The organism is Candidatus Pelagibacter sp. HIMB1636, assembly GCF_052047675.1.
Lineage (GTDB): Bacteria > Pseudomonadota > Alphaproteobacteria > Pelagibacterales > Pelagibacteraceae > Pelagibacter.
In genome coordinates this window covers 533,195-555,592 of sequence record NZ_JBNAJP010000001.1, presented here as the reverse complement: position 1 = coordinate 555,592, position 22,398 = coordinate 533,195, and the positions used below count along the sequence as shown (strand labels likewise).

The following is a 22,398-nucleotide window of genomic DNA, read 5'->3' as shown; positions in this document are numbered from 1 at the left end:
AATGATTGGTTTGTTTTTAGGTGATACAGATTTTCCTGAAATAGTTTTAAAGAAAATTAAAAAATTAAAAAAAGAATATTTTATTATTGATTTTTCTAAAAATAATAAATTTAAAAAAGATAAAAACTGTCACAGAATTAGTATTGGAAAATTTGGAAAAATAATAAATTTAATTAAAAAAAAAAATTGTAAAAAAGTTTTATTTGCAGGCAAAATAACAAAACCTAATTTTTCATCCCTTAGATTAGATTTTAAAGGTATATACTATATGCCAAGTGTAATTAGAGCTTCTAAAATTGGTGATGCTGCTATTATCAAATCGATAATTAATATTCTTGCAAATGAGGGTATCAAAGTAATTAGTTCTATATATTTTAATCCAGAACTAGCTCTTAAAAAAGGAAACTATACAAAAAATAAGCCTAATATGAATGATAACAACTCAATTGAAAAAGCTAAAAATTATTTTAATAAAATCAATAGTTTAGACCATATACAGGCTTTAGTTGTCAAAGATGAAAATATTATTGCAAAAGAGGGAAGACAAGGGACAAAAAAAATGCTTTCAAAAGTAAAGAAAAATTCACAAGGTATATTGATAAAATTACCTAAAAATAAACAAGATTTAAGAATGGATTTACCAACTGTCGGTTTACAAACTTTAAAAGATATTAAAAAATATGGATTAAAGGGTCTCGTTTTAAAATCTAAAAAGAATATTTTTCTTGATAAGAAAGAAGTATTAAATTTTGCAAATAAAAACAAAATTTTTGTTAAAGTTATATGAAAAAAATTTTTGTATTAACCGGCGAACCATCAGGAGACAAACTTGCTTCAACTTTAATTTCAAGATTAAAACTAAAAAATTCTGAAATTGAATATTTATCTGTTGGGGGCAGTCACTTAAAGAAACTAGGAATTAAATCTATTTATGATTTGAAGGAAATTACATACCTAGGTTTTACAAGTGTATTATTTAATATTTTTAAAATTAAATCAAAAATAAATAAAACTGTAGAAGAAATACTTAAATTTAATCCAGATGTATTATTAAGTGTTGATAGTCCTGATTTTACTTTGCGAGTAGCAGAAAAGGTTAAAAAAATAAATAGCAACATTAAAACAATTCATTATGTAGCGCCACAAGTATGGGTATGGCGGAAGAATAGAGTTAAAAAAATTAAAAAATTTATAGATCACATTCTTTTGTTGTTTGAATTTGAAAAAAAATACTTTGATGAAGAAAATATTAATAATACTTTTGTTGGCCATCCCCTGATAGAAAGAAATCCAAATAACAAAACTATTATTGACAATATTTTACCTGAAAATAAAAAAATAATATCTATATTTCCTGGTAGCAGAAATTCTGAAATTAATGTTTTGTTGCCTATTTTATTGGATTTTATTAAATTAATGAACAAAAAGTATGATGAATATTTTTTTTATATTCATGCAACTGAAGAAAATAAAAGTTTAATTTTAGATCATGTAAAAAAGTGTAACTTTGAAAATATAGATATTGTGTCTGAAGAAAATATTAAATTTGAAATCTTGTCAAAATCTATTTTTGCTGTTTCAAAATCTGGTACTGTTTCGTTACAAATTTGTAATTTTAATGTTCCATCAATTATTATTTATAAACTTAGTTTTATTAATTTTATGATTTTTAAAATGTTAGTTAATGTAAAATTTGCAAATATTATAAATATAATTAATAATCGTGAAGTTATTCCTGAATTACTTCAAAAAGAATGTAATGCAGATGAAATATATAGGTCTGTTATTTATTTTCTTAAAAACCCAAAATTGATGAAAAAACAAGTAAGTGAATGCTCTAAAACTTTAGAGGGTATTAGGTCTAAAACTTCATCTGCTGGTGAGGCAAGTTCTATTTTAATTAAGTATCTTATTTAATCTTTTCTCAACATCTGCCTTACCTAAGGATATAATAATATCATATAGGCCTGGTCCAAACTTGGATCCTGTTAGCGCTACTCTTAACGGTTGACCTATACCTTTGAAATTTGTTTCATGTTTTTTTATCAAGTTGTTAACTATTGGTTCTAAATTATCTCTAGTTAAACTTTCTAGGTTTTTAATTTCATCTTGAAATTCATTAATTATTTTTTTGGATTTATCGTCAATTAGTTTTAAATCATTTTCATTAAAATCAACTTCATCATTAATAATATATTTTGCATTATTAAATATTTCTTCCAGCGTTTTTGCTTTGTTTTTTAAAAATACTAAAGATGGTTTTATTTTTGATGCTTTTTCTGTATTAATTTTATCTTTATATTCTTCACAATATCTTAAAAGATGATCATACAAATCATTTTCATCAATGTTTTTAATATAGTGCTCATTCATTGAAAAAATACGGCTCATATCTAATTTTGACGGTGATTTTCCAATACCTTCTAAGTTAAAAAATTTTATACTTTCCTCTAAAGTAAATATTTCTTTGTCTTGATATGACCATCCTAGTCTTAGCAAATAATTTCTTAACGCGTCAGGCATAATCCCAATTTTTGAATAGTCATCCAATGTTGAAGCATTATCTCTCTTGGATAATTTTTTACCTTCTATTGTATGAATTAAAGGTATATGGGCAAAAAGTGGCACATCCCATTTCATTGCTTCATAAATTTGAATCTGTTTAAAAGTATTTATTTTATGGTCATCACCCCTAATTATATGCGTCATTCCCATTTCATGATCATCTACAGTTGCTGACAAATTATAAGTTGGAGTTCCATCATTTCTTAATATTACAAAATCTTCTATTGTGCTGTTTTCTATTTCAACATCACCTTGAACCAAATCTTTGAGAATTGAACTTCCTTCAATTTTACTTTTAAATCTAATTACAGGTTTAATTTCTTTAGGAGCATCTTTTTCTTCTGCATCCCTCCATTTTCTGTTGTAAATATAAGGTATTTTCTTTTGTCTAGCTCTTTTTTTTTGCTCTTCTATCTCTTCAGTTGAACAGTAACATTTATAGGCATACCCATTTTTTAATAATTCATTTGCAATTTTCACATGATCATCCATTTTTGTTGACTGAATATATTCTTCACCATCATGTTTTATCCCTAACCAGTTTAAGGATTTAATTATTTGTATTTTGTGTTCTTCTTTCGATCTTTCTTTGTCAGTATCTTCAATTCTTAAATGAAAAGTGCCTTTTTGATTTTTTGAATATAACCAATTAAACAAGGCAGTTCTAACACCACCAATATGAAGAGCCCCAGTAGGAGAGGGAGCAAAACGAGTTGCTACTTTTGACATTCGAGATGTTTAGACTATTTTTTTAGAAGTTTCTATATAAAGATACCAAAACACCCTGAACTTTTACTCTATCGGGACCAAATATTTTGGTTTCATAATTTCTATTTGCACTTTCCAATGCAACAACTTTACCTTTTTTACGAATTCTTTTTAACATTGCTTCGTGTTCGTCAATTAATGCGACTACAATTTTTCCATTATCTGCTGTATCTGTTCTTTTAATAATAACTGTATCTCCTTCGTGGATTCCAGCCTCAATCATTGAGTCACCTTGAACTTTCAATCCAAAATAATCTCCATTTTTTTCTAAATTATTTGGTAATGGTATTCTTGAAACTTCATTTTGTATTGCTTCTACAGGAGTACCTGCTGCAATTTTTCCTAATACTGGCACTTCCATTTCATCTGTATTATTAACCTCTTCATCTAAACCACCTTTGATAACACTTGGTGAAAAACTATTATAAATATCATTTGCTGAAGCCGTTTCAGGTAATTTTACAACTTCTAAAGCTCTTGCTTTATGAGCCAATCTTTTAATAAAACCTCTTTCTTCTAAGGCGCTAATCAATCTATGAATACCTGACTTTGATTTTAAGTTTAAAGATTGTTTCATCTCTTCGTAAGAAGGAGATACGCCTGAACTTCTCAACTTCTTGTTGATAAATAAAAGCAGGTTTTTTTGTTTTTTTGTTAGCATAAGAACAAATATCGTACAAAGAATGTTCTATAAAAGTTCTTTTGATTTAACAATACTAAAAAAAGTGAGAAAAATAGGGCATAAATTGACTACAAAACTGAAAAAATTGAATTTTCATCCAATTTTTTCAAAAGTGATTCACCAATTAAAAAAGTATTAATTGAAGTCTTGCTGTTTAATTCTAATAATTCTTCTTTAAATTTAATACCACTCTCAGAGATTAAAGGTCCTTTATGGTTTTTAACAACATTATAAATATCATAGGTTGTATTTATATCAGTTTTAAGTGTTTTTAAGTTTCTGTTGTTAATACCAATTAGCGCATCTTTAAAATTTAATGCTTTTTGAGCCTCCTCAACTGTATGTACTTCTACTATTACTGACATATCTAATTTCAATGCTTCTTGATATAAATTGTTTGCAAGATCATCTGATACACCTGCTAAAATAATTAGAATTGCATCTGCACCATAGCTTTTGGCAAGTGGAACTTGAAAAGTATCAATAAAAAAATCTTTACATAATATCGGTAAATTAACTTTATCTTTTATTTTACTTATATGGATTAAATTTCCCAAAAAATAATCTTCTTCAGTTAAAACTGATAAACAAGTAACATTGTTTTTTAAATAAATATTAGCAATTTCTACTGGATTGTAGTCTTCAATTATGACACCTGCTGAAGGACTTGCTTTTTTTATTTCAGCAATAATTGAAGTTTTATTTTCTTTTAAGTTGTTTTCAATTTTATCTTTAAAATTTATATATGATTTATTTTTTTGAATTAATTCATCTAGCTTTTTAAGATCTATTGATTTTTTTAGTTTATCAATTTTTTCGATTTTCTTTTTAATTATATTTTCTAAAACGTTTTTAGACATTTTGTATTTGTTCCAAATGTGAAAAAGTTTTACCAGAAAGAATAAATTGTCTTGCGTGATTATAGGCCTCTTTAAAATCAACAAACTTTTCTGCAACAATTAAACCAGCTGCAGCATTTAAACAAACTGCTTTTGAAAAATCATTATCTTTACCTTTAAATATTTCAATCATTTTATCTGCATTAAATTTTGCATCATTACCAATTAAATTCTCAAATTTTTCTGCATTCACACCAATTGAATTAGGATCAACCTGGATTTCAGATATTTTTCCATTCTTCAATTGCATTATATTTGTTTTTGCATAAGGAGATATTTCATCCAATCCATCTTCGCTATTTACTATCCATGCAAATTTTATATTTAAATTTTTTAATCCCTCTGCAAAAATTGTTAATAATTTTTTATCAAATACACCAACAACCTGTCTTTCTACTAGAGCGGGATTGCTTAAAGGACCAATCATGTTGAAAATAGTTCTTTTACCAATTTTCTTTCTTACAGGACCTACAAATCTCATGGCGCTATGATAATTTGGAGCGAACATGAAACCAAAATTGTTATTGCTAATTTCTTCCTCTATTTCTCTCGGCTCTAAATCAATTTTAATATTAAGAGCTTCCAAAACGTCTCCAGAGCCACATTTTGAAGATACCGCTTTATTGCCGTGCTTTGCAACTTTTATACCCATGCTAGCTAAAAGTAAGGCTGATGCAGTTGATATATTAACAGTGTTCATACCATCACCACCTGTACCACATGTATCTATACAATCTTGAACGTTTACTCTTTTAGATTTTTCTCTAAGCACATAAACACCTCCAGCAATTTCATCTGCAACTTCTCCTTTTTCAGACAGAAGTGTTAAAAAATTATAGATTTGATCCTCATCAGCTTTACCAGTCATCAAAATTTCAAATGCCGATTTACTTTCTTCTAAGGTTAAATTTTCTTTATTTTTAAGTTTTTCTAAAATCTTTTCCATTAATCAATAATTTATAAAATTTTTTAAAATTTTTATTCCCATTTTAGTTTTAATACTTTCTGGATGGAATTGTACACCATGAATATTAAATTGCTTATGTTGGATGGCCATAATTACCCCATCATCAGTTTCAGCTGTAATTTCTAAATCTTTCGAAAGGGTTTTTTTATCAATAATTAAGCTATGATATCTTGTAGCTTCAAAGGTACGAGGTAGATTTTTTAAAATCCCAATTTTTTGTGATTTAATTTTGCTGGTTTTTCCGTGCATTAACTTTTTTGCTTGAATAATTTTAGATCCAAAAACTTGACCTATAATTTGATGTCCAAGACAAACACCTAAAAAGGGCAATTTTTTATGTAATGATTTTAAAATGCTTATGCAATTTCCAGATTGATTTGGATTTCCAGGTCCAGGTGAAATAACAATTTTATCATATTTTTTTCTTAATATTTCTTTAGAGTTAATTTTATCATTTCTTATCACATCAACTTTTACATCTAATGAAGAAATGTAATGATAAAGATTAAATGTAAAACTATCATAATTATCTATTAATAATATTTTCATTATCTTAAAGCATTAATCAAAGCTTTCGCCTTGTTCACTGTTTCATCATATTCGTTTGTAGGTTTACTATCAGCCACGATACCTGCTCCAGCTTGTACATAGAATTTTTTATTTTTTGCAACAGCCGTTCTTAATGCAATACAAGTATCAAATTCACCATTAGCAGAAAAGTATCCAATTCCACCAGCGTAAACTTTTCTTTTCGATGTTTCTAATTCATCAATAATTTCCATTGCTCTTATTTTAGGAGCACCAGAAACAGTACCAGCAGGAAATCCTGACAACAGTGATTTAAATTTTGAAAACTTTTTATTATACTCTCCAACTACATTGGAAACTATATGCATTACATGAGAGTACCTCTCAATTATGAAACTCTCAGTTACCTTTACAGTATTTATTTTTGATACTTTACCAGCATCATTTCTTCCTAGATCTAAAAGCATTAAATGTTCAGAAAGTTCTTTTTTATCTTTAAGAAGGTCTTTTTCATAAAAAAGATCTTCTTTTCTATTTTTTCCTCTTGGTCTAGTACCTGCTATTGGTCTAACTGTAATTTTATTATCTCTTAGTCTTACTAAAATTTCTGGACTTGCCCCAATAATTTGGAAGTCATTAAATTTGAAGTAAAACATAAAAGGAGAGGGGTTAGTTACTCTAAGTTTTTTATAAATTTCCAAAGGTTTTTTTGTTAATTTTGCTTCAAATCTTTGACTTAAAACAACTTGAAAAATATCACCAAGTTTAATGTATTTCTTAGCTTTATTAACCATCGCAAGAAATTTATTTTTAGATGTGTTTGATTTAACTTTAATTTTTTTTTCTTTAAACACTCTTTTTGTATCAATATTTTTGATCGATGATTGAATTAATAGTTTAAATAGATCAGTTTTTATAGTGTCATATTTTTTTTGATAATTTTTAATTTTTTCATCATTAAAAACATTTCTTATATAAAATATTTCTTTTTTTAAATTATCATGAATAACCAAGGTTCTTGGTCTCATCAATCTTACATCAGGTAAATTAAGATCATTTTTACATGAGTTAGGAATTTTTTCTATGTACCTAATAGAGTCGTATGAAAAATAACCTGAAATTAGCGAACAAATTTTAGGTAAATTCTTAGGTGTATCAAATTTAAAATTTTCAATAATTTTTTCTATTAACTCTTCAGGTTTATCTTTAAGAATGATTTTTTTATTTTCAGTGATTAAATATGACTTTTGATTGTTGAACTCCCATATCTTATCAGGATCTTTACCAAAAATTGTGTATCTACCTTTAATTTTTCCTTTTTCAACAGACTCAAATATAAAACTATTTTTTTCCTCTAAAAAATTATCAATTAAATTTATTACTTCATCATCAGAATTTACTTTTTTAGAAGTGTATATAATCTGATTTTTTTTGCTTCTATGTCGAAACTTAAAATCCTTGAAGCTTCGATTAATTATCATTTGAAATAGTTTTTAATTCTATCAATAGTTTTTTGATTCAATTGAACCTGATATTTATTATTCAGCAGGGTATCGTACGATTGTAAAATACTTTTTCTATTATTTGTATTTTGTGAATTTACAAATCCTTTATATTCTTCAGCTTGTTTATTTATAGTATTTTTATTGATATCTTTTATTTTGACTAAAAATATTTGATTATTAGTGTTGTTTACTAAAGCAAAAGAATTTTGAGGTAATGAGTAAAGCATTTTAATTGAATTTACTTCAAACAGCTCATCATCATTAATTGAATTAATTGATCCAGATTGGATTTTACCCGAACTTAACTCTAAAAATTTACTTTCATTAAACACATCACTCTGTATTTCTTCAATTATTTTTCTATTGTAATCAAATTTACCTTTTTGATAAACAAGTTCGGCAATTTCACTTTTTACTATTTCATCATTGAGGTCTGGTGAACGGTCATATTCATTATCTATATTATAAAGAATAAAATTATCGCCATTTTCAAATATATCTAATTTGTTTGATTTCTTAGAGTAAATTAACTCCTCATCTGAACTAGCTTCTGAATCTGGAATAAATTCTCTGATATCAATCACATCTACATTTATGTTCTCAATGATCGAATTAAAACTTTCACTTTGAGAAATTTTATTTTCTATTTCATCAATTTCATTAAAAAAATCTTGATTAAATTCATCAATTCCAATTAAATTTTTTGGATTTAAAACCACATATTTGAAATCAATATATTCTCTTTTTAATTGATCTTTATTCTCTTCAACAAAAGTATTGATTTCTTCTGATGTATAATTTTCTTTAATCTTATATAGATTTTCCATATCAAAGTATTCAATAGCTAATGATTTATTGTTTTCCTCAAATTTACTTTCTATTAGAAATTCAGGCGTAACAGTACCTGCACCAATAAAATCAAATAGGTGTTTTTGTAAACCTTGATTTTTTAATTTTAATTCAAACAAAGGAGCGGACATATTGTTTGAAAGTAAAAATTTTTCATATTTAATTCTTTCAAATGCACCATTTTCACCTTTAAAATTTTTATTGTCTTTTAAATATTTTAATATTGTCTTTTCGTTAATAGAAAGTTTAAAATCCTCTATCTCTAGATCAATTAAAGTTGTTGAAATAAGTCCTGATAATAATTCTTCTATAATATTATTGTCTAAATTATTTCTTATTGCCTCTTGTGAAATTCCACTTTGATTAACATAGTCCATGAAATCTTGAGTGGTAATGTTAGTTTTATTTATTTTGGCAATATTGTTTTGGTTACTTGAACCAAAACCACCAAAAAAACCTGCAAAAACAAGTGGTGCTGCAATTAAAAAAACAAATACAGCTGCAATTTTGGATGAAGAAAATTTTCTTAGGTTACTTATCATGATTTCATAAATTATTTGATCTGTAAAAAACAAATCTATAGATTAAAAATTCAAATATGACAAATAAATATATGTATTTTATAGCTAATTGGAAAATGTTTGGTGATTTAAAAACTATAAATTCATTAGATAAAGTTATTAAATTCTCGAAAAGTTATAAAAAAAATAATTTCAAACTAATTTATTGTCCTCCAAATACTCTAATACGTCCAATTTCAAAGAGACTTAGTAAAACTAATATTGAAATTGGCGCACAAAATTCTCATGAAAGTTTAGATTATGGAGCTTTTACAGGTCAGGTTAATGCAAGAATGCTCAAAAGTGTTGGAGCAAAATATGTGATCTTGGGTCATTCTGAAAACAGAATTGCTGGAGAAAATGACAAACTAATTAATCTTAAAATAAAAAATTCAATTAAATCTGGTTTAAAAATTATTTTTTGTATTGGCGAAACTCTAAAACAAAAAAGAGATAAAAAGACTAATCAAGTTTTAAATAGTCAATTAAAGAAAGGATTAAAATCTATCAAAAAAATTAATGATATAATTATTGCATACGAACCAGTATGGTCAATTGGAACTGGTTTAATCCCTGCATCAGATGAATTATCTAAATCTATTAAATATATAAAAAGTAAATTTGGAAAAAAATCTCCAAAAGTTTTATATGGAGGCTCTGTTAACAGTAAAAATATTGATCAATTAAAAATAATTCCAGAGATAGATGGTTTTTTAATAGGTGGAGCATCACAAAATCCAAAGAAATTTATTGATATAATTAAAAAAACCATTAATTAGACCCACATGGAAACATTGTTACTTGTAATTAACATCATACTTGCATTTATTTTGGTTGTTTTAGTGCTACTTCAAAAATCAGAGGGTGGTGCGCTAGGTATCGGTGTTTCACAAGAAAATTTCATGCTATCAAGATCGGCTGGTAGTTTTATTACTAAAGCGACCGCAATAGTTGCAACTTTATTTATTATTTGTAGTTTGGCCCTTACAATAATTTCTAGAGCAGAGTTAACACCTACAAGATCAGTTTTAGACACAATTGAGGAAAAAACTGAAGATACTCCATCAATACCTGAGAATAATTAATTTATACTTTCTATTTCTATTTTAATTAGCTATAAGATAATTCCATGGCGCGATATATATTTGTCACTGGCGGCGTGGTTTCATCCCTTGGAAAAGGTCTATCATCAGCATCACTAGCTTATCTTCTACAATCTCGAGGTTACAAAGTTAGACTTAGAAAATTAGATCCTTATCTAAATGTTGACCCTGGTACAATGAGTCCATTCCAACATGGAGAAGTTTTTGTAACAGATGATGGTGCTGAAACAGATTTAGACTTAGGTCATTACGAGAGATTTTCAGGAGTTACCGCAAAGAAAACAGATAATATTACTTCAGGAAAAATTTATAGTGATGTTCTGAGGAAAGAACGAAAAGGAGAATATCTTGGAAAGACAGTTCAAGTTATTCCACATATAACTGATAGAATTAAAGAATTTATTAAATACGATACGTCAAAAGAAGATTTTGTAATTTGCGAAATAGGTGGAATTGTAGGAGATATTGAAAGTTTGCCATTTGTTGAAGCTATAAGACAATTTTCAAATGATATTGGGAAAAAAAATTCTTTATTTATTCATTTAACTTTAGTTCCATATTTAAAAGCTTCAGATGAAATAAAAACTAAACCAACACAACATTCTGTTAAAGAATTGAGAAGTATTGGTATTCAACCTGATATAATTATTTGCAGGTCAGAAAGACCAATACCTTTGGAGCATAGAAAAAAAATATCTCTATTTTGCAATGTTGATATTAAAAATGTAATTGAAACAGTTGATGTAAAAACAATTTATGAAGCTCCAATTAGTTTTGCTAAAGAAAAGTTGGATGTTCAAGTTTTAGATTATTTTAAAATAAAATCAAAAAAATCAAATAACCTAAATCCTTGGAAGAAAATTACTAAAATTACACTTAATACAAAAAAACAAGTTAATATTGCGATAATAGGTAAATATGTAGAATTAAAAGATGCATATAAATCATTAGATGAAGCTTTAACTCACGGAGGAATTACAAATAATCTAAAGGTAAATTTAGTTAGAATTGATTCAGAAAAATTAAAAGTTTATGAAATTAAAAGTAAACTTAAAAATGTTTCAGGTATTCTAATACCAGGAGGTTTTGGAAAAAGAGGGACTGAGGGAAAAATCGAAGCAATTAAATATGCCAGAATTAATAAAATACCATTTCTAGGTATTTGTTACGGTATGCAAATGGCAATAATAGAATTTGCTAGAAATAAATTAAAAATTAAAAAAGCAACTTCTTCAGAGTTTGATAGAGGTGGTGTTCATATAATTGGTTTAATGAATGAGTGGGAAAAAAGTGGAAAAAAAGTTAAAGGTACTGATAAAAATTTAGGTGGTACAATGAGACTTGGTTCTTATGATGCAATTTTAAAAGATAAGTCTAAAATTAGAGATATCTATAAATCAAGATTAATCAAAGAAAGACACAGACATAGATATGAAGTGGATATTTCATTTAAGGAAAAATTTGAGAAAAATGGACTAATATTTTCTGGTTTATCACCAGATAATAAACTTCCTGAGATAATTGAACTTAAAAATCATCCTTGGTTTATTGGAGTTCAGTTCCATCCTGAATTTAAATCTAGACCTTTATCTCCTCATCCTTTATTCTCTTCATTTATCAAAGCAGCAAAAAATCATAAATGAGTAGTATTAGAGTCAATTGTGGGAACATAGAAATTTCAAACGATAAAAAAATTTGTATTATTGCTGGTCCATGTCAGCTTGAAACAGAACAGCATGCAATGGACATGGCTGGAAAAATAAAAGAAATAACTTCCAAATATGGTTTAGGTTTTATTTATAAAACCTCTTTTGATAAAGCTAATCGAACAAGTTTAAAAGGTAAAAGAGGTGCTGGTTTGGAAGCTTCATTACCTGTGTTTGACAAAATTAAACAAGAATTAAATATTCCAATTTTAACTGATATTCATAATTCAGAGCAATGTTCAGTAGTTGCTAATCATGTTGATGTTTTGCAAATTCCAGCTTTTCTTTGCAGACAAACTGATCTTTTAATTGCTGCTGCAAAAACAAACAAAATTATAAATGTTAAAAAGGGTCAATTTTTAGCTCCTTGGGACATGGTAAATGTTACAAAAAAAATTTCAGACTCAGGAAATACTAATATTCTTGTTACTGAAAGAGGTGCAAGTTTTGGTTACAACACATTGGTCTCTGACATGAGATCTTTACCTATTATGGCTAAGAATGGTTATCCAGTTATTTTTGATGCAACGCATTCAGTTCAACAACCTGGAGGACAAGGAGATTCTTCTGGAGGTCAAAGGGAATTTGTTGAGTATCTTGCAAGAGCTGCTGTTGCTGTTGGGGTTGCTGGTGTATTTATAGAAACTCATCAAGATCCTGATAATGCACCATCTGATGGACCTAACATGGTTCCTCTAGATAAACTAGAAAATTTACTAAAACAGTTAACTGAAATTGATAAGCTTATTAAGTGAGTAAAATAACAAAAGTAAAAGCACGGCAAGTTTTTGATAGTCGGGGAAATCCAACTGTAGAGGCAGAGGTTTATACAAATAATTTAAGTGCATCTGCTATATGCCCATCAGGTGCATCAACTGGAACTTATGAAGCTTTTGAAAAACGAGATAAAAATAATAAGAAGTATCTAGGTAAAAGTGTTTTAAAAGCTGTTGAATTAGTAAATTCAAAAATTTCAAAAAAATTAACAGGTCAAAGCGTTCATAATCAAGAGAGAATTGATACCTTATTAATTAATTTAGACGGTACCAGACAAAAAACTAATCTAGGTGCAAATGCTATGCTTGCAGTATCAATGGCTGTAAAAAAACTTTCTGCAAAAGTAAAAAAACTACCTTTGTATAAGACATTTTTTTTAAAAAATAATTTTCAATTACCTTATCCATTAATGAATATTATTAATGGTGGAGCTCATGCTAACAATGGACTTAGAATTCAAGAATTTATGATAAGACCAGATAGAGCAAAAAGTTTCTCAGAAGCAATGAGGATTTGTTTTGTTGTAATTAAAAACCTAAGTAATTTAATAAAAAACAAAGGTTATTCTACATCAGTTGGTGACGAGGGAGGTTTTGCACCTATGATTAGTAGCAATAACCAGGCTTTAGATTTGATTGTTTCAGCAATTAAGAAATCTGGATTTGTTAATGGTAAAGATGTTTCAATTTGTTTGGATGTAGCTGCAAATGAACTATTAAAAAAAAACAAATATTCAATCCATTCTAAAAGTTTTGTTTCTGTTGAAAAATCAATAAAAGAATACCAAAAAATTATTAAGAAATATAAAATTAAATCTATAGAAGATCCTTTTGCAGAAAATGATTGGTTAGCTTGGAATAAATTAATGCGTTCTGTCAAAAAGGTTCAGATTGTGGGAGATGATCTTTATGTTACAAATCTTGAGAGATTAAAAAAAGGATTTTTAAATATCTCATCTAATTCGATATTAATTAAACTTAATCAGATAGGCACTGTTTCTGAAACTCTAGATGTAATTAAATTTGCTCAAACTATCGGTTATAAAACAATAATTTCTCATAGATCTGGAGATAGTGAGGACACATTCATCGCTGATTTAGCAGTTGGAACAAATTCTAACCAAATTAAAACAGGATCTTTAGCACGTTCAGAAAGAGTTGCTAAATACAATCAATTAATTCGAATTGAAGAAGAACTTGGAAATAAGGCAAGAATGAATAAAATCAATTAATGTTGAGATTAATAAAAAAAAATTATTTTTTATTAATATCAATTTTTTTAATATTTTATTTTATTTTTAATTTAGTTTCTGGAGAAAGAGGGCTTTTTTCATATTTTGAAAAAAAAGAACTTTTGTCTGACTTGAAAAAAGAAGAGGTATTATTAGTTAACAAAATAGAGGATATTGATCATAAAAATTCTCTATTAAGTACAAATCTAGATTTAGATTATGTGGAAATATTAATCAGAGAAAGATTTTTATTTGGTAAAAAAGGTGAAACAATTTATTTAATTAAAAAAGATGAAAAGTAGACATCCTGAAAAAGAAAATAAGCCGATAAATCCAATTAAAAAAAAACCAGATTGGATCAGATCAAAGCTTACAAACAGTAAAGAATTTTTTTTAACAAAAACAATAGTTAACAACAACAATCTTGTAACTGTTTGTCAGGAAGCAAACTGTCCAAATATCACTGAGTGCTGGAGTAAGAGACACGCAACTTTTATGATAATGGGTGATACTTGTACAAGAGCATGTGCTTTTTGTGATGTTAAAACTGGCGTTCCAGGAAATTTAGATTTATTAGAACCAGTCAAAATTGCAGAAGCTGTAAAGAAGTTAAATTTAAAACATGTTGTAATAACTTCAGTTGATAGAGATGATTTAGACGACGGAGGTTCTGAACATTTTTATAATGTGATTAACCAAACAAGAAAATCAAATCCAAATACAACCATAGAAGTTTTAACACCAGATTTTTTAAGAAAAGGGGAAGCATATAAAAAAGTTATTGAGGCTAAACCAGATGTTTTTAATCATAATATTGAAACTGTCCCTAGCCTTTATTTAAAAGTAAGACCAGGATCCAGATATTTTGCATCCTTAGAACTTTTAAAAAATGCAAAGAAAATTGATAAAAATATTTTTACTAAATCTGGAATTATGGTTGGGTTAGGAGAAACAAGAGATGAAATATTGCAAGTTATGGATGATTTAAGAGCAGCTGATGTAGATTTTATGACTATCGGCCAGTACTTGCAGCCATCAACAAAACATTTTCCATTAGATAGATATTATACCCCAAAAGAATTTGATGATTTAGGAACTATAGCAAAAGCTAAGGGATTTATATTGGTTTCCTCATCACCCTTAACAAGATCTTCTTATCATGCCGATGAAGATTTTGCTAAGTTACAACAAAACAGAATAAAAAGTAATTAATGCCTAAAGCATCAGTTACACGTCACATCGCACGTGATAAAAAAACATTAATTGATTTTGTTTTAGATATTGAAAAGTATCCTGAATTCATTCCATTTTGCATAGATTCAAAAGTTTATGAAACAAATGACGAGGGGGATGTTAAAAAAATAATTGCTGATCTGACCATTGGAAAAAGACCCTTTATAGATACTTATAAAAGCGATGTTAGATATGATAAAAAAAACGACTCTATTCATGTAACCAATATTGATGGTCCCTTAAAACATCTTGAAAATAATTGGAAATTTTTAGAAAAAGATAATTTAACAGAAGTTCAATTTGATGTTGATTTTGAAATTAAAAATAAGTTTTTGAATTTAATAATGGAAAAATCATTTCAATTTGGTTTAAACAAAATAGCTGATGCTTTTCAAAAAAGAGCTGAAAATCTTTAAGAAATAATCTTTGTAATTTTATTTAATACTTCTCTTACTGTATTTTTTTGAATACTTGATCTGTTTCTAGATTTAAATTTATTTTCTAAAATTAATAAATATTTTCCTATTTTAATCCCAATATAGACAAGACCAACTGGTTTTAATTTTGATCCTCCTCCGGGCCCAGCTATACCAGTAATTGATACATTAATTTTGCTTTTAGAAATTTTAGATAAATTCTTTACCATTTCTTTACAGCATTCTTTGCTTACAGCGCCATATTTTTTAATGATATTTCTATCTACTTTTAAGATTTTAGTTTTAGCCTCATTAGAGTAAGTAATTAAACCCATTTGAAAGTACTTGGATGAATTTGCTAATTTAGTAAGATTGCTAGCCAACAAACCTCCCGTGCAAGATTCAGCTACAGAAATTGTTAATTTTTTATCTATCAATTTTTTATGTAGTTTTTTTAAATTCATCAAAATATGAAACTGACTAAATAGACTACAACCATTGAGTAAAGACCAGCCATTATATCATCCATAATTATACCAAAATAATTCTTATGATTTTTATCGAAATAGCTTACCGGAAATGGCTTTAAAATATCAAAAAATCTAAAAGATAATAAAGAAATAATATAATAAAATTCAATGGCAATATTAATTTGATTGGTTTGATTTAAATATAGCAAAAGTATCAAAGGCATTGATTGACCCAAAACTTCATCAATTACAATTTGTCTAGGATCTTTATTTTCAAATTCACTCTCTGTGTCTTTAACCGCATAAAAAGAGTAAAAAAACAAAATAATAAAAAAGACTATTGAGAATTTTAAACTCGTATAATCAAGAATTTCATAAGCTATATAAATAAAGACTGTTGTGACAAGCGATGCAACGGTGCCAGGCATTTTTGTTAAGTATCCGTACCCAAAGAATGTTGAGATTAAAACATTAATTTTTTTCATTTTGATATCGAGCAAATTACTTCACAGGCAATTGCTTTTTCTTTTCCTATTAATCCAAGTTTTTCCGCAGTTTTACCTTTTAAATTAATTAAATCTTTATTTAAATCTAACAGATTTGAAAGTGAATTTAATATTTTATCTCTATATTTTGATATTTTTGGTTTTTCACATATCAGATTAATATCTAAATTATTGATATGATAAGTATTTGAATTTAATAATTTGATTATTGGTTTTAGCATTTTTGGAGATCTAATATTTTTAAACTTGTTGCTGTTATCTGGAAAAAAAGTTCCAATATCCTTTTTTCTCATAGCTCCCAATATAGAGTCAATTATAGAATGAATAATTACATCCCCATCAGAATGTCCTTTCAAACCTGAATGATAAGGTATTTTAACACCTCCTAAATATAGTTTTTTACCTTTGATTAATCTATGGATATCAAATCCAATACCAAAGTATGTTAATTTTTCTTTAATATCTTCTTTGAAAGTAATTTTACTATTTAAATTTTCACCTTGAATAAATTTTACTTTAATATTGTTTTCAATAAATAATGTTGCTTCATCTGTAATCACTTTTTTGTGTTTAATTGATAATTTGTACAAATCTTGAAATTTAAAAGCTTGAGGTGTTTGTGTAAGAATAGAATTATCTCGATTTAAATTATATATTTGATTTTTTATTTTATATTTAATCGAGTCTTTTGATTTAATTACTGGTATCGCTGCTTTATTTTTTTTTAGTGAAGTTATTAATTTTTTTAACAGATTTATGGTAAAATTTGGTCTTGCAGCATCATGTATAAGAACATTGCTAGGTTTGTATTTCCTAATAAACTTTAAAGCAATTAACGAAGAATCAGATCTTTCTTTCCCACCAATTATAATGGAGACATTTTTTGGAAATTTTTCTTTAATTTCATTTTTTTTGTTAACTACAATTATTATTTTTTTAAAAAGTTTTGACTTTAAAGCCTTATCAACAGAGTGTTTGAATAAAGGTTTGCCTTCATAAATGTTGTATTGTTTGGGTTTTTTTGAATTAAACCTTTTGCTTTGTCCTGAAGCTAGTATTATAAAATAGTTATTCATATTTATAGAAATTTTATACCCAAATGTCAGATTTTATTAAAAAAAATATTTATTTGATAATATTATTTATTATCACATTATCGATAGGTTTTTTAACGTTTTTAACTTTTATTGATAAAGGTTTTATTCAACTAACAGATAAAAATTTACAATATCTGCTGATACTAAATATTTTTTTACTAGCCGCTCTTTTTGTTTTTATTTTTTTTGAAATTAGAAGTGCAATAAGAACAGATGTTGATAAAGATGGTTTAAAATCTAATAAAAAATATATTACTGTTTTTGCTCTATTCACTTTAATACCTTCAGTTTTAATTTCTATTTTTTCATTATTTTTATTTTCTTTTGCTTTAGAAAAATATTTTGACAAAAAGGTCACCACTGTTGTTAATAATTCTTATGAGCTTGCAAGAAACTATGTTGAAGAGATTAGAAACAAAATTCAATCAGATATTGTACTGATTGCTTTTGATACCAATAAAAGTAAAAATTTTTTAAACGATAATCCTAAAGAATATAAAAGATTTTTAGATACACAGAAATTAATCAGAGATGTTGATGAGATCCATATTATCAACGTAAATAAAGAACTATTGTTTACATCTCTTAAAGACAATCAGCCATACATACCACCTGTTGATAGAGCTTTAGCATTAGTTCTTGACGATGATAGACCTTTAAAAATTATTAATGCTCCAGAAAATATGTCTGCAGCAATTATGAGATTGCAAAATTTTGATAATAGATTTTTGTACGTTGTAAAATATCTTGATAAAGATATTTCAAGATACTTAAACGAGTCACAAGAAGCTATTAATTTTTATTACACTGTTGAAGAAAAGAGCACAGGTATTAAAATTTCTTTTGCAATTATTTATGTAATAGTTGTAAGTGTATTATTATTTGTCTCTATATCAATTGCTATTAGATTTTCTTCTAGATTTTTCAGGTCTATTAATAATTTAATCAACGCTTCTGTATCTATTGGTGAAGGAAAATTTGATACAAAAGTTCCAGAAGTAAAAACTGACAAAGATTTGGAAGTATTAAATAAAAATTTTAACTTGATGATAGATAGACTTAGAAATCAACAAGAAAAATTAATTATTAATGAAAGACATGAAGCATGGAGCAATTTAGCTAGAAAACTTGCACATGAAATTAAAAACCCATTAACTCCAATTCAATTAACGATAGATAGAATGAAAATAAAATATTCCAATCAGGTAAATGAAAATGAAAAAGAAAATTTTAATGAAAATCTTAAGATCATAAATAATCAAATTAAACAAATTGGAAATTTAGTTAATGAATTTTCAGATTTTGCACGTATGCCGAAGCCTATTTTAAAAGAAAACAATTTAATTCAAATTATTCAGGAAAACATTAAATTATTAAATGAGCTAGATAATTCGATTAGTATTTCTGTTAACAGCAATCAAAAAGAAATTTTTTTAAATAGTGATAAAGAACAGCTTGCGAGAGTTTTCTTTAATTTGATTAAAAATTCTATCGAAAGTATCCAACAAAGAGCAGAAAATGACAGTAATTTAGAGAAAATAATCACGATTGAAGTTAATGAAGAAAATAACCATATAACAATCAACTTAATTGATAATGGTATCGGTTTTGGAATATTTGCAGCAAATATTAAAGATATTTTAAATCCATACTTTACTACTAAAAAAAATGGAACTGGACTTGGTCTTTCAATAGTGAGTAAAATTATAAATGACCATAATGGAAAAATTGAATTTATACCTTTAGACGAAGGTGCAAAAATTAAAATAGATTTTATTAAATAGAATGAGTTCTGAAATTTTAATTGTAGATGATAACGCTGATATAAGGAATATCATTAATGAGTTAATTTTGGATGCTGGTTACAAAACAAGACTTGCTGCTAATTACAATCAAGCATTATCCGAAATAGATAAAAAACTTCCAGATGTTGCGATACTTGATGTTAAATTGGATAAAGGTGATAATGATGGAATAGAATTGTTGTCACATATTAAATCAAAAGATAAAGATGTGCCTGTTATTATAATTTCAGGTCACGCTAACATTGAAATGGCAGTAAAATCCCTTCATGAAGGTGCTTTTGAATTTATTGAAAAACCTTTTGATCAAGAGAGATTGCTTAATTTTGTTAGAAGAGCAGTTGAAAACTACAATCTTAAAAAACAAAATAAAGAATATGAAACAAAATTATTTTCATCATATGAATTAATTGGAAATAGCAAAAATATTCTAAATATAAATGATCAAATTAACAAAATTTCTATTACAGAAAGTAGAGTATTTATTAATGGTCCTTCAGGATCTGGAAAAGAATTAATTGCAAGAAAAATTCATAAATTATCAATAAGAAATAAAAATCCCTTTGTAGTTTTGAATGGAGCTTTATTAGACTCAAATAAATATGAACTTGAATTGTTCGGAGAAGAAAAGGATAATGGCTCTATATCTTATGGAGCTTTAGAAAAAGCTAACAAAGGAACCTTATTAATAGATCAAGTTTCTGAAATACCTTTAGATATACAATCAAAAATTTTAAGAGTTTTAACTGATCAAAAATTTAAGAGAGTTAATGGTTCAAATGACATAAGTGTAAATGTTAGATTAATATGCTCCTCAAGTAAGGATTTGAAGAAAGAAATTGAAATAGGAAATTTTAGAGAAGATTTATTTCATAGACTTAATGTTTTTGAAATAAATGTTGAACCATTGAGTCAACGTATTTCAGATATTCCACTTTTGATTAAATATTTTTCAAAAAAAATATCTGAAAACTACAATATTAATGAATTAGAAATAGAAGAAGACAATACTTATATCCTAAATCATGATTGGCACGGTAATGTTAGAGAGTTAAGAAATCTGATAGAAAGAATTGCGATTTTACAGCCTGACACAAAGGAAAAAATTTCAAATATAATAAAAGAATCCTTAAAAAATATTAATTTCAAAGAACAATTGGCTGAAAACAGCCTATCTGTGCCATTAAAAGAAGCTAGAGAAAAATTTGAAAAAGAGTATTTAACTATTCAACTGAAAAAATTTAATGGAAATATTTCAAAAACAGCTAATTTTGTTGGAATGGAAAGAAGTGCCTTACATAGAAAGTTAAAAGGCTTAGGAATTAAAGAATTTAATTAAATGAACATAATCATTTGTGGTGCGGGAAGAGTAGGCTTCACTATTGCCAAACAGCTTAGTGAACAAGGCCATTCTATTACAGTTATAGATCCGTCGAGTGAAGATATTCAAAAAATTGATGATGCACTTGATGTTAAAGCTATTGTGGGAAAAGGAAGTTACCCATCAATTCTTGAAAAGGCTAATGCGCAAGAGGCTGATATGATTATAGCAGTAACTCGAAATGATGAAATTAATATGGTTATATGCCAAATTGCATTTTCTATTTTTAAAATACCAAAAAAGATTGCCAGAATAAGATCTCAGGATTATTTAAATCCCAAGTTTACAACTGTTTATAACAAAGAAAACTTACCTATAGATGTTATTATTTCACCAGAAATTGAAATTGCAAAATCAATCCAAAGAAAACTCGAAGCTCCTGGAGCTTTAGACAGTGTTCCTTTTGCAGACAATAAAATCAGGCTATTAGAAATATTAATTAATGAAAATTGTAATTTGATCAATATTAAATTAAGTGATCTTACAAAAAAATACCCTAATCTCAAAGCAAATGTAATAGGTGTAATAAGAGAGGATAAGTTTTTTATTCCAAAAAAAACCGATGAAATAATAGCCAATGATAAAATTTATGTAATTATAAATTCAACTCAAATGTCAGAAACACTGGAAGCATTTGGACATAACGAAAAAGTTTCTAAAAAAATTCTTATAGTTGGTGGAGGTAATATTGGTTTTAATTTAGCCAAAAATATTGAAGAAAATTTAGATGCTGCAAGAGTAAAAATTATTGAAAAAAATAAAGATAGGGCTGAATTTCTTGCAAGTGAGCTAAACAATACAATAGTTATCAATGGAGATGCGTTAGATGAGGAAGTTTTAGCTGAAGCAAACTTAGAAGAAGCAGAGACTGTTCTAGCTCTTACAAACGATGATGAAGATAACTTAATGGTAAGTGTTTTAGTCGAAAAATTTGCAAAAGATGAAAAAGAAATTGACGACAAAAGAACAATGGCATTAATTAATAAACCAAACTATTCATTATTACAAAATTCACTTAAAATTGATGATTTGATTGATCCTAGAATGAATACTGTATCGAGTATTTTAAAACATATCCATAAAGGCACTATAGAAACAGCTTATACAATTATGAATGGTGAATATGAAGTTATAGAAGCCGAAATCATTGAGACATCTGAATTAATCAATAAAGAATTAAAAAATTCAAACTTACCAGAAGAAATTCGAATAGGTGCTATTCTTAGAGACGATAAAGTAATTATACCTAGATCAGATTTTGTATTTCAAAAAGATGATAAAGTTGTTTTTTTAGCCAAAAAAGACTCAATCTCAGTCGTTGAAAATATTTTTAGAATTAGCTCAATTTAATTA

At 26.8% G+C, this 22,398-nt stretch carries 23 protein-coding genes; 13 read left to right on the top strand and 10 right to left on the bottom strand.

The window, feature by feature from the left end; genetic code table 11:
* Position 1: 1 nt before the first annotated feature.
* Positions 2-787 carry an LpxI family protein gene (locus ACTTA6_RS02940; protein ID WP_440614436.1) on the top strand — a complete coding sequence of 262 codons (786 nt, stop codon included), beginning with the start codon at positions 2-4 and terminating at the stop codon, positions 785-787.
* Positions 784-1,917, top strand: coding sequence for a lipid-A-disaccharide synthase (gene lpxB, locus ACTTA6_RS02935; RefSeq protein ID WP_440614435.1), 1,134 nt, complete (start codon positions 784-786; stop codon positions 1,915-1,917). Before ACTTA6_RS02940 ends, lpxB begins: the two co-directional genes overlap by 4 nt.
* Here the strand turns inward: lpxB and gltX are convergent.
* From gltX to ACTTA6_RS02900, 7 genes are all read right to left on the bottom strand, one after another.
* On the bottom strand, positions 1,897-3,294 hold the full coding sequence (gene gltX, locus ACTTA6_RS02930) for a glutamate--tRNA ligase (RefSeq protein WP_440614434.1): 1,398 nt from the start codon (positions 3,292-3,294) through the stop codon (positions 1,897-1,899). The two genes, lpxB and gltX, sit on opposite strands and share 21 nt — an antisense overlap.
* Before the next feature lie 22 nt (positions 3,295-3,316).
* Positions 3,317-3,994, bottom strand: a complete 678-nt coding sequence (lexA, locus tag ACTTA6_RS02925; RefSeq protein WP_075506669.1) for a transcriptional repressor LexA — start codon at positions 3,992-3,994, stop codon at positions 3,317-3,319.
* Between the two features lie 89 nt (positions 3,995-4,083).
* Complete coding sequence (locus tag ACTTA6_RS02920; protein WP_440614433.1) at positions 4,084-4,875, bottom strand: indole-3-glycerol-phosphate synthase; 792 nt, start codon at positions 4,873-4,875, stop codon at positions 4,084-4,086.
* Positions 4,868-5,860 (bottom strand): anthranilate phosphoribosyltransferase, encoded by a 993-nt coding sequence (trpD, locus tag ACTTA6_RS02915; protein WP_440614432.1) that lies wholly within the window; start codon positions 5,858-5,860, stop codon positions 4,868-4,870. Before trpD ends, ACTTA6_RS02920 begins: the two co-directional genes overlap by 8 nt.
* A gap of 3 nt (positions 5,861-5,863) precedes the next feature.
* On the bottom strand, positions 5,864-6,430 hold the full coding sequence (locus ACTTA6_RS02910; protein ID WP_440614431.1) for an anthranilate synthase component II: 567 nt from the start codon (positions 6,428-6,430) through the stop codon (positions 5,864-5,866).
* Positions 6,430-7,887 carry an anthranilate synthase component I gene (trpE, locus tag ACTTA6_RS02905; RefSeq protein WP_440614681.1) on the bottom strand — a complete coding sequence of 486 codons (1,458 nt, stop codon included), beginning with the start codon at positions 7,885-7,887 and terminating at the stop codon, positions 6,430-6,432. The genes ACTTA6_RS02910 and trpE overlap by 1 nt, the downstream gene beginning before the upstream one ends.
* On the bottom strand, positions 7,887-9,338 hold the full coding sequence (locus ACTTA6_RS02900; RefSeq protein ID WP_440614430.1) for a SurA N-terminal domain-containing protein: 1,452 nt from the start codon (positions 9,336-9,338) through the stop codon (positions 7,887-7,889). Before ACTTA6_RS02900 ends, trpE begins: the two co-directional genes overlap by 1 nt.
* A gap of 23 nt (positions 9,339-9,361) precedes the next feature.
* Here ACTTA6_RS02900 and tpiA point away from each other — a divergent pair, with 23 nt between their 5' ends.
* Genes tpiA through ACTTA6_RS02860 form a run of 8 tightly spaced genes read left to right on the top strand, consistent with a single transcriptional unit; the run spans position 9,362 to position 15,789 of the window.
* The gene (tpiA, locus tag ACTTA6_RS02895; protein WP_440614429.1) at positions 9,362-10,102 is read left to right on the top strand and encodes a triose-phosphate isomerase; all 741 of its coding nucleotides are present in this window, start codon (positions 9,362-9,364) and stop codon (positions 10,100-10,102) included.
* 6 nt (positions 10,103-10,108) lie between these two features.
* Positions 10,109-10,408 carry a preprotein translocase subunit SecG gene (gene secG / locus ACTTA6_RS02890; protein ID WP_440614428.1) on the top strand — a complete coding sequence of 100 codons (300 nt, stop codon included), beginning with the start codon at positions 10,109-10,111 and terminating at the stop codon, positions 10,406-10,408.
* 44 nt (positions 10,409-10,452) lie between these two features.
* Positions 10,453-12,069: a CTP synthase gene (locus ACTTA6_RS02885; protein ID WP_440614427.1), complete on the top strand. Its 1,617-nt coding sequence runs from the start codon at positions 10,453-10,455 to the stop codon at positions 12,067-12,069.
* Positions 12,066-12,887: a 3-deoxy-8-phosphooctulonate synthase gene (kdsA, locus tag ACTTA6_RS02880; protein ID WP_440614426.1), complete on the top strand. Its 822-nt coding sequence runs from the start codon at positions 12,066-12,068 to the stop codon at positions 12,885-12,887. The genes ACTTA6_RS02885 and kdsA overlap by 4 nt, the downstream gene beginning before the upstream one ends.
* Positions 12,884-14,140, top strand: a complete 1,257-nt coding sequence (gene eno / locus ACTTA6_RS02875) for a phosphopyruvate hydratase (protein WP_440614425.1) — start codon at positions 12,884-12,886, stop codon at positions 14,138-14,140. Before kdsA ends, eno begins: the two co-directional genes overlap by 4 nt.
* On the top strand, positions 14,140-14,442 hold the full coding sequence (locus tag ACTTA6_RS02870) for an FtsB family cell division protein (RefSeq protein ID WP_440614424.1): 303 nt from the start codon (positions 14,140-14,142) through the stop codon (positions 14,440-14,442). The genes eno and ACTTA6_RS02870 overlap by 1 nt, the downstream gene beginning before the upstream one ends.
* Positions 14,432-15,352: a lipoyl synthase gene (lipA, locus tag ACTTA6_RS02865; protein ID WP_440614423.1), complete on the top strand. Its 921-nt coding sequence runs from the start codon at positions 14,432-14,434 to the stop codon at positions 15,350-15,352. The genes ACTTA6_RS02870 and lipA overlap by 11 nt, the downstream gene beginning before the upstream one ends.
* Complete coding sequence (locus ACTTA6_RS02860) at positions 15,352-15,789, top strand: type II toxin-antitoxin system RatA family toxin (RefSeq protein WP_440614422.1); 438 nt, start codon at positions 15,352-15,354, stop codon at positions 15,787-15,789. The genes lipA and ACTTA6_RS02860 overlap by 1 nt, the downstream gene beginning before the upstream one ends.
* On the opposite strand, the gene ACTTA6_RS02855 is transcribed toward ACTTA6_RS02860, so the two are convergent.
* The 3 genes from ACTTA6_RS02855 to ispF are packed head-to-tail and all read right to left on the bottom strand — an operon-like array spanning position 15,786 to position 17,841.
* Positions 15,786-16,253 (bottom strand): CinA family protein, encoded by a 468-nt coding sequence (locus ACTTA6_RS02855; protein WP_440614421.1) that lies wholly within the window; start codon positions 16,251-16,253, stop codon positions 15,786-15,788. The genes ACTTA6_RS02860 and ACTTA6_RS02855 overlap by 4 nt on opposite strands.
* Positions 16,253-16,744, bottom strand: a complete 492-nt coding sequence (locus ACTTA6_RS02850) for a phosphatidylglycerophosphatase A family protein (RefSeq protein WP_440614420.1) — start codon at positions 16,742-16,744, stop codon at positions 16,253-16,255. The genes ACTTA6_RS02855 and ACTTA6_RS02850 overlap by 1 nt, the downstream gene beginning before the upstream one ends.
* Positions 16,741-17,841 carry a 2-C-methyl-D-erythritol 2,4-cyclodiphosphate synthase gene (ispF, locus tag ACTTA6_RS02845; RefSeq protein ID WP_440614419.1) on the bottom strand — a complete coding sequence of 367 codons (1,101 nt, stop codon included), beginning with the start codon at positions 17,839-17,841 and terminating at the stop codon, positions 16,741-16,743. Before ispF ends, ACTTA6_RS02850 begins: the two co-directional genes overlap by 4 nt.
* Positions 17,842-17,864: 23 nt before the next feature.
* Here ispF and ACTTA6_RS02840 point away from each other — a divergent pair, with 23 nt between their 5' ends.
* From ACTTA6_RS02840 to trkA, 3 genes are read left to right on the top strand one after another with little or no spacing between them, the layout of a single operon-like run.
* Complete coding sequence (locus ACTTA6_RS02840) at positions 17,865-19,646, top strand: ATP-binding protein (RefSeq protein ID WP_440614418.1); 1,782 nt, start codon at positions 17,865-17,867, stop codon at positions 19,644-19,646.
* Position 19,647: 1 nt separating this feature from the next.
* Positions 19,648-21,003 carry a sigma-54-dependent transcriptional regulator gene (locus tag ACTTA6_RS02835; protein ID WP_440614417.1) on the top strand — a complete coding sequence of 452 codons (1,356 nt, stop codon included), beginning with the start codon at positions 19,648-19,650 and terminating at the stop codon, positions 21,001-21,003.
* Positions 21,004-22,395 carry a Trk system potassium transporter TrkA gene (gene trkA, locus ACTTA6_RS02830; RefSeq protein WP_440614416.1) on the top strand — a complete coding sequence of 464 codons (1,392 nt, stop codon included), beginning with the start codon at positions 21,004-21,006 and terminating at the stop codon, positions 22,393-22,395. It abuts the gene before it with no gap.
* Positions 22,396-22,398: the final 3 nt, after the last annotated feature.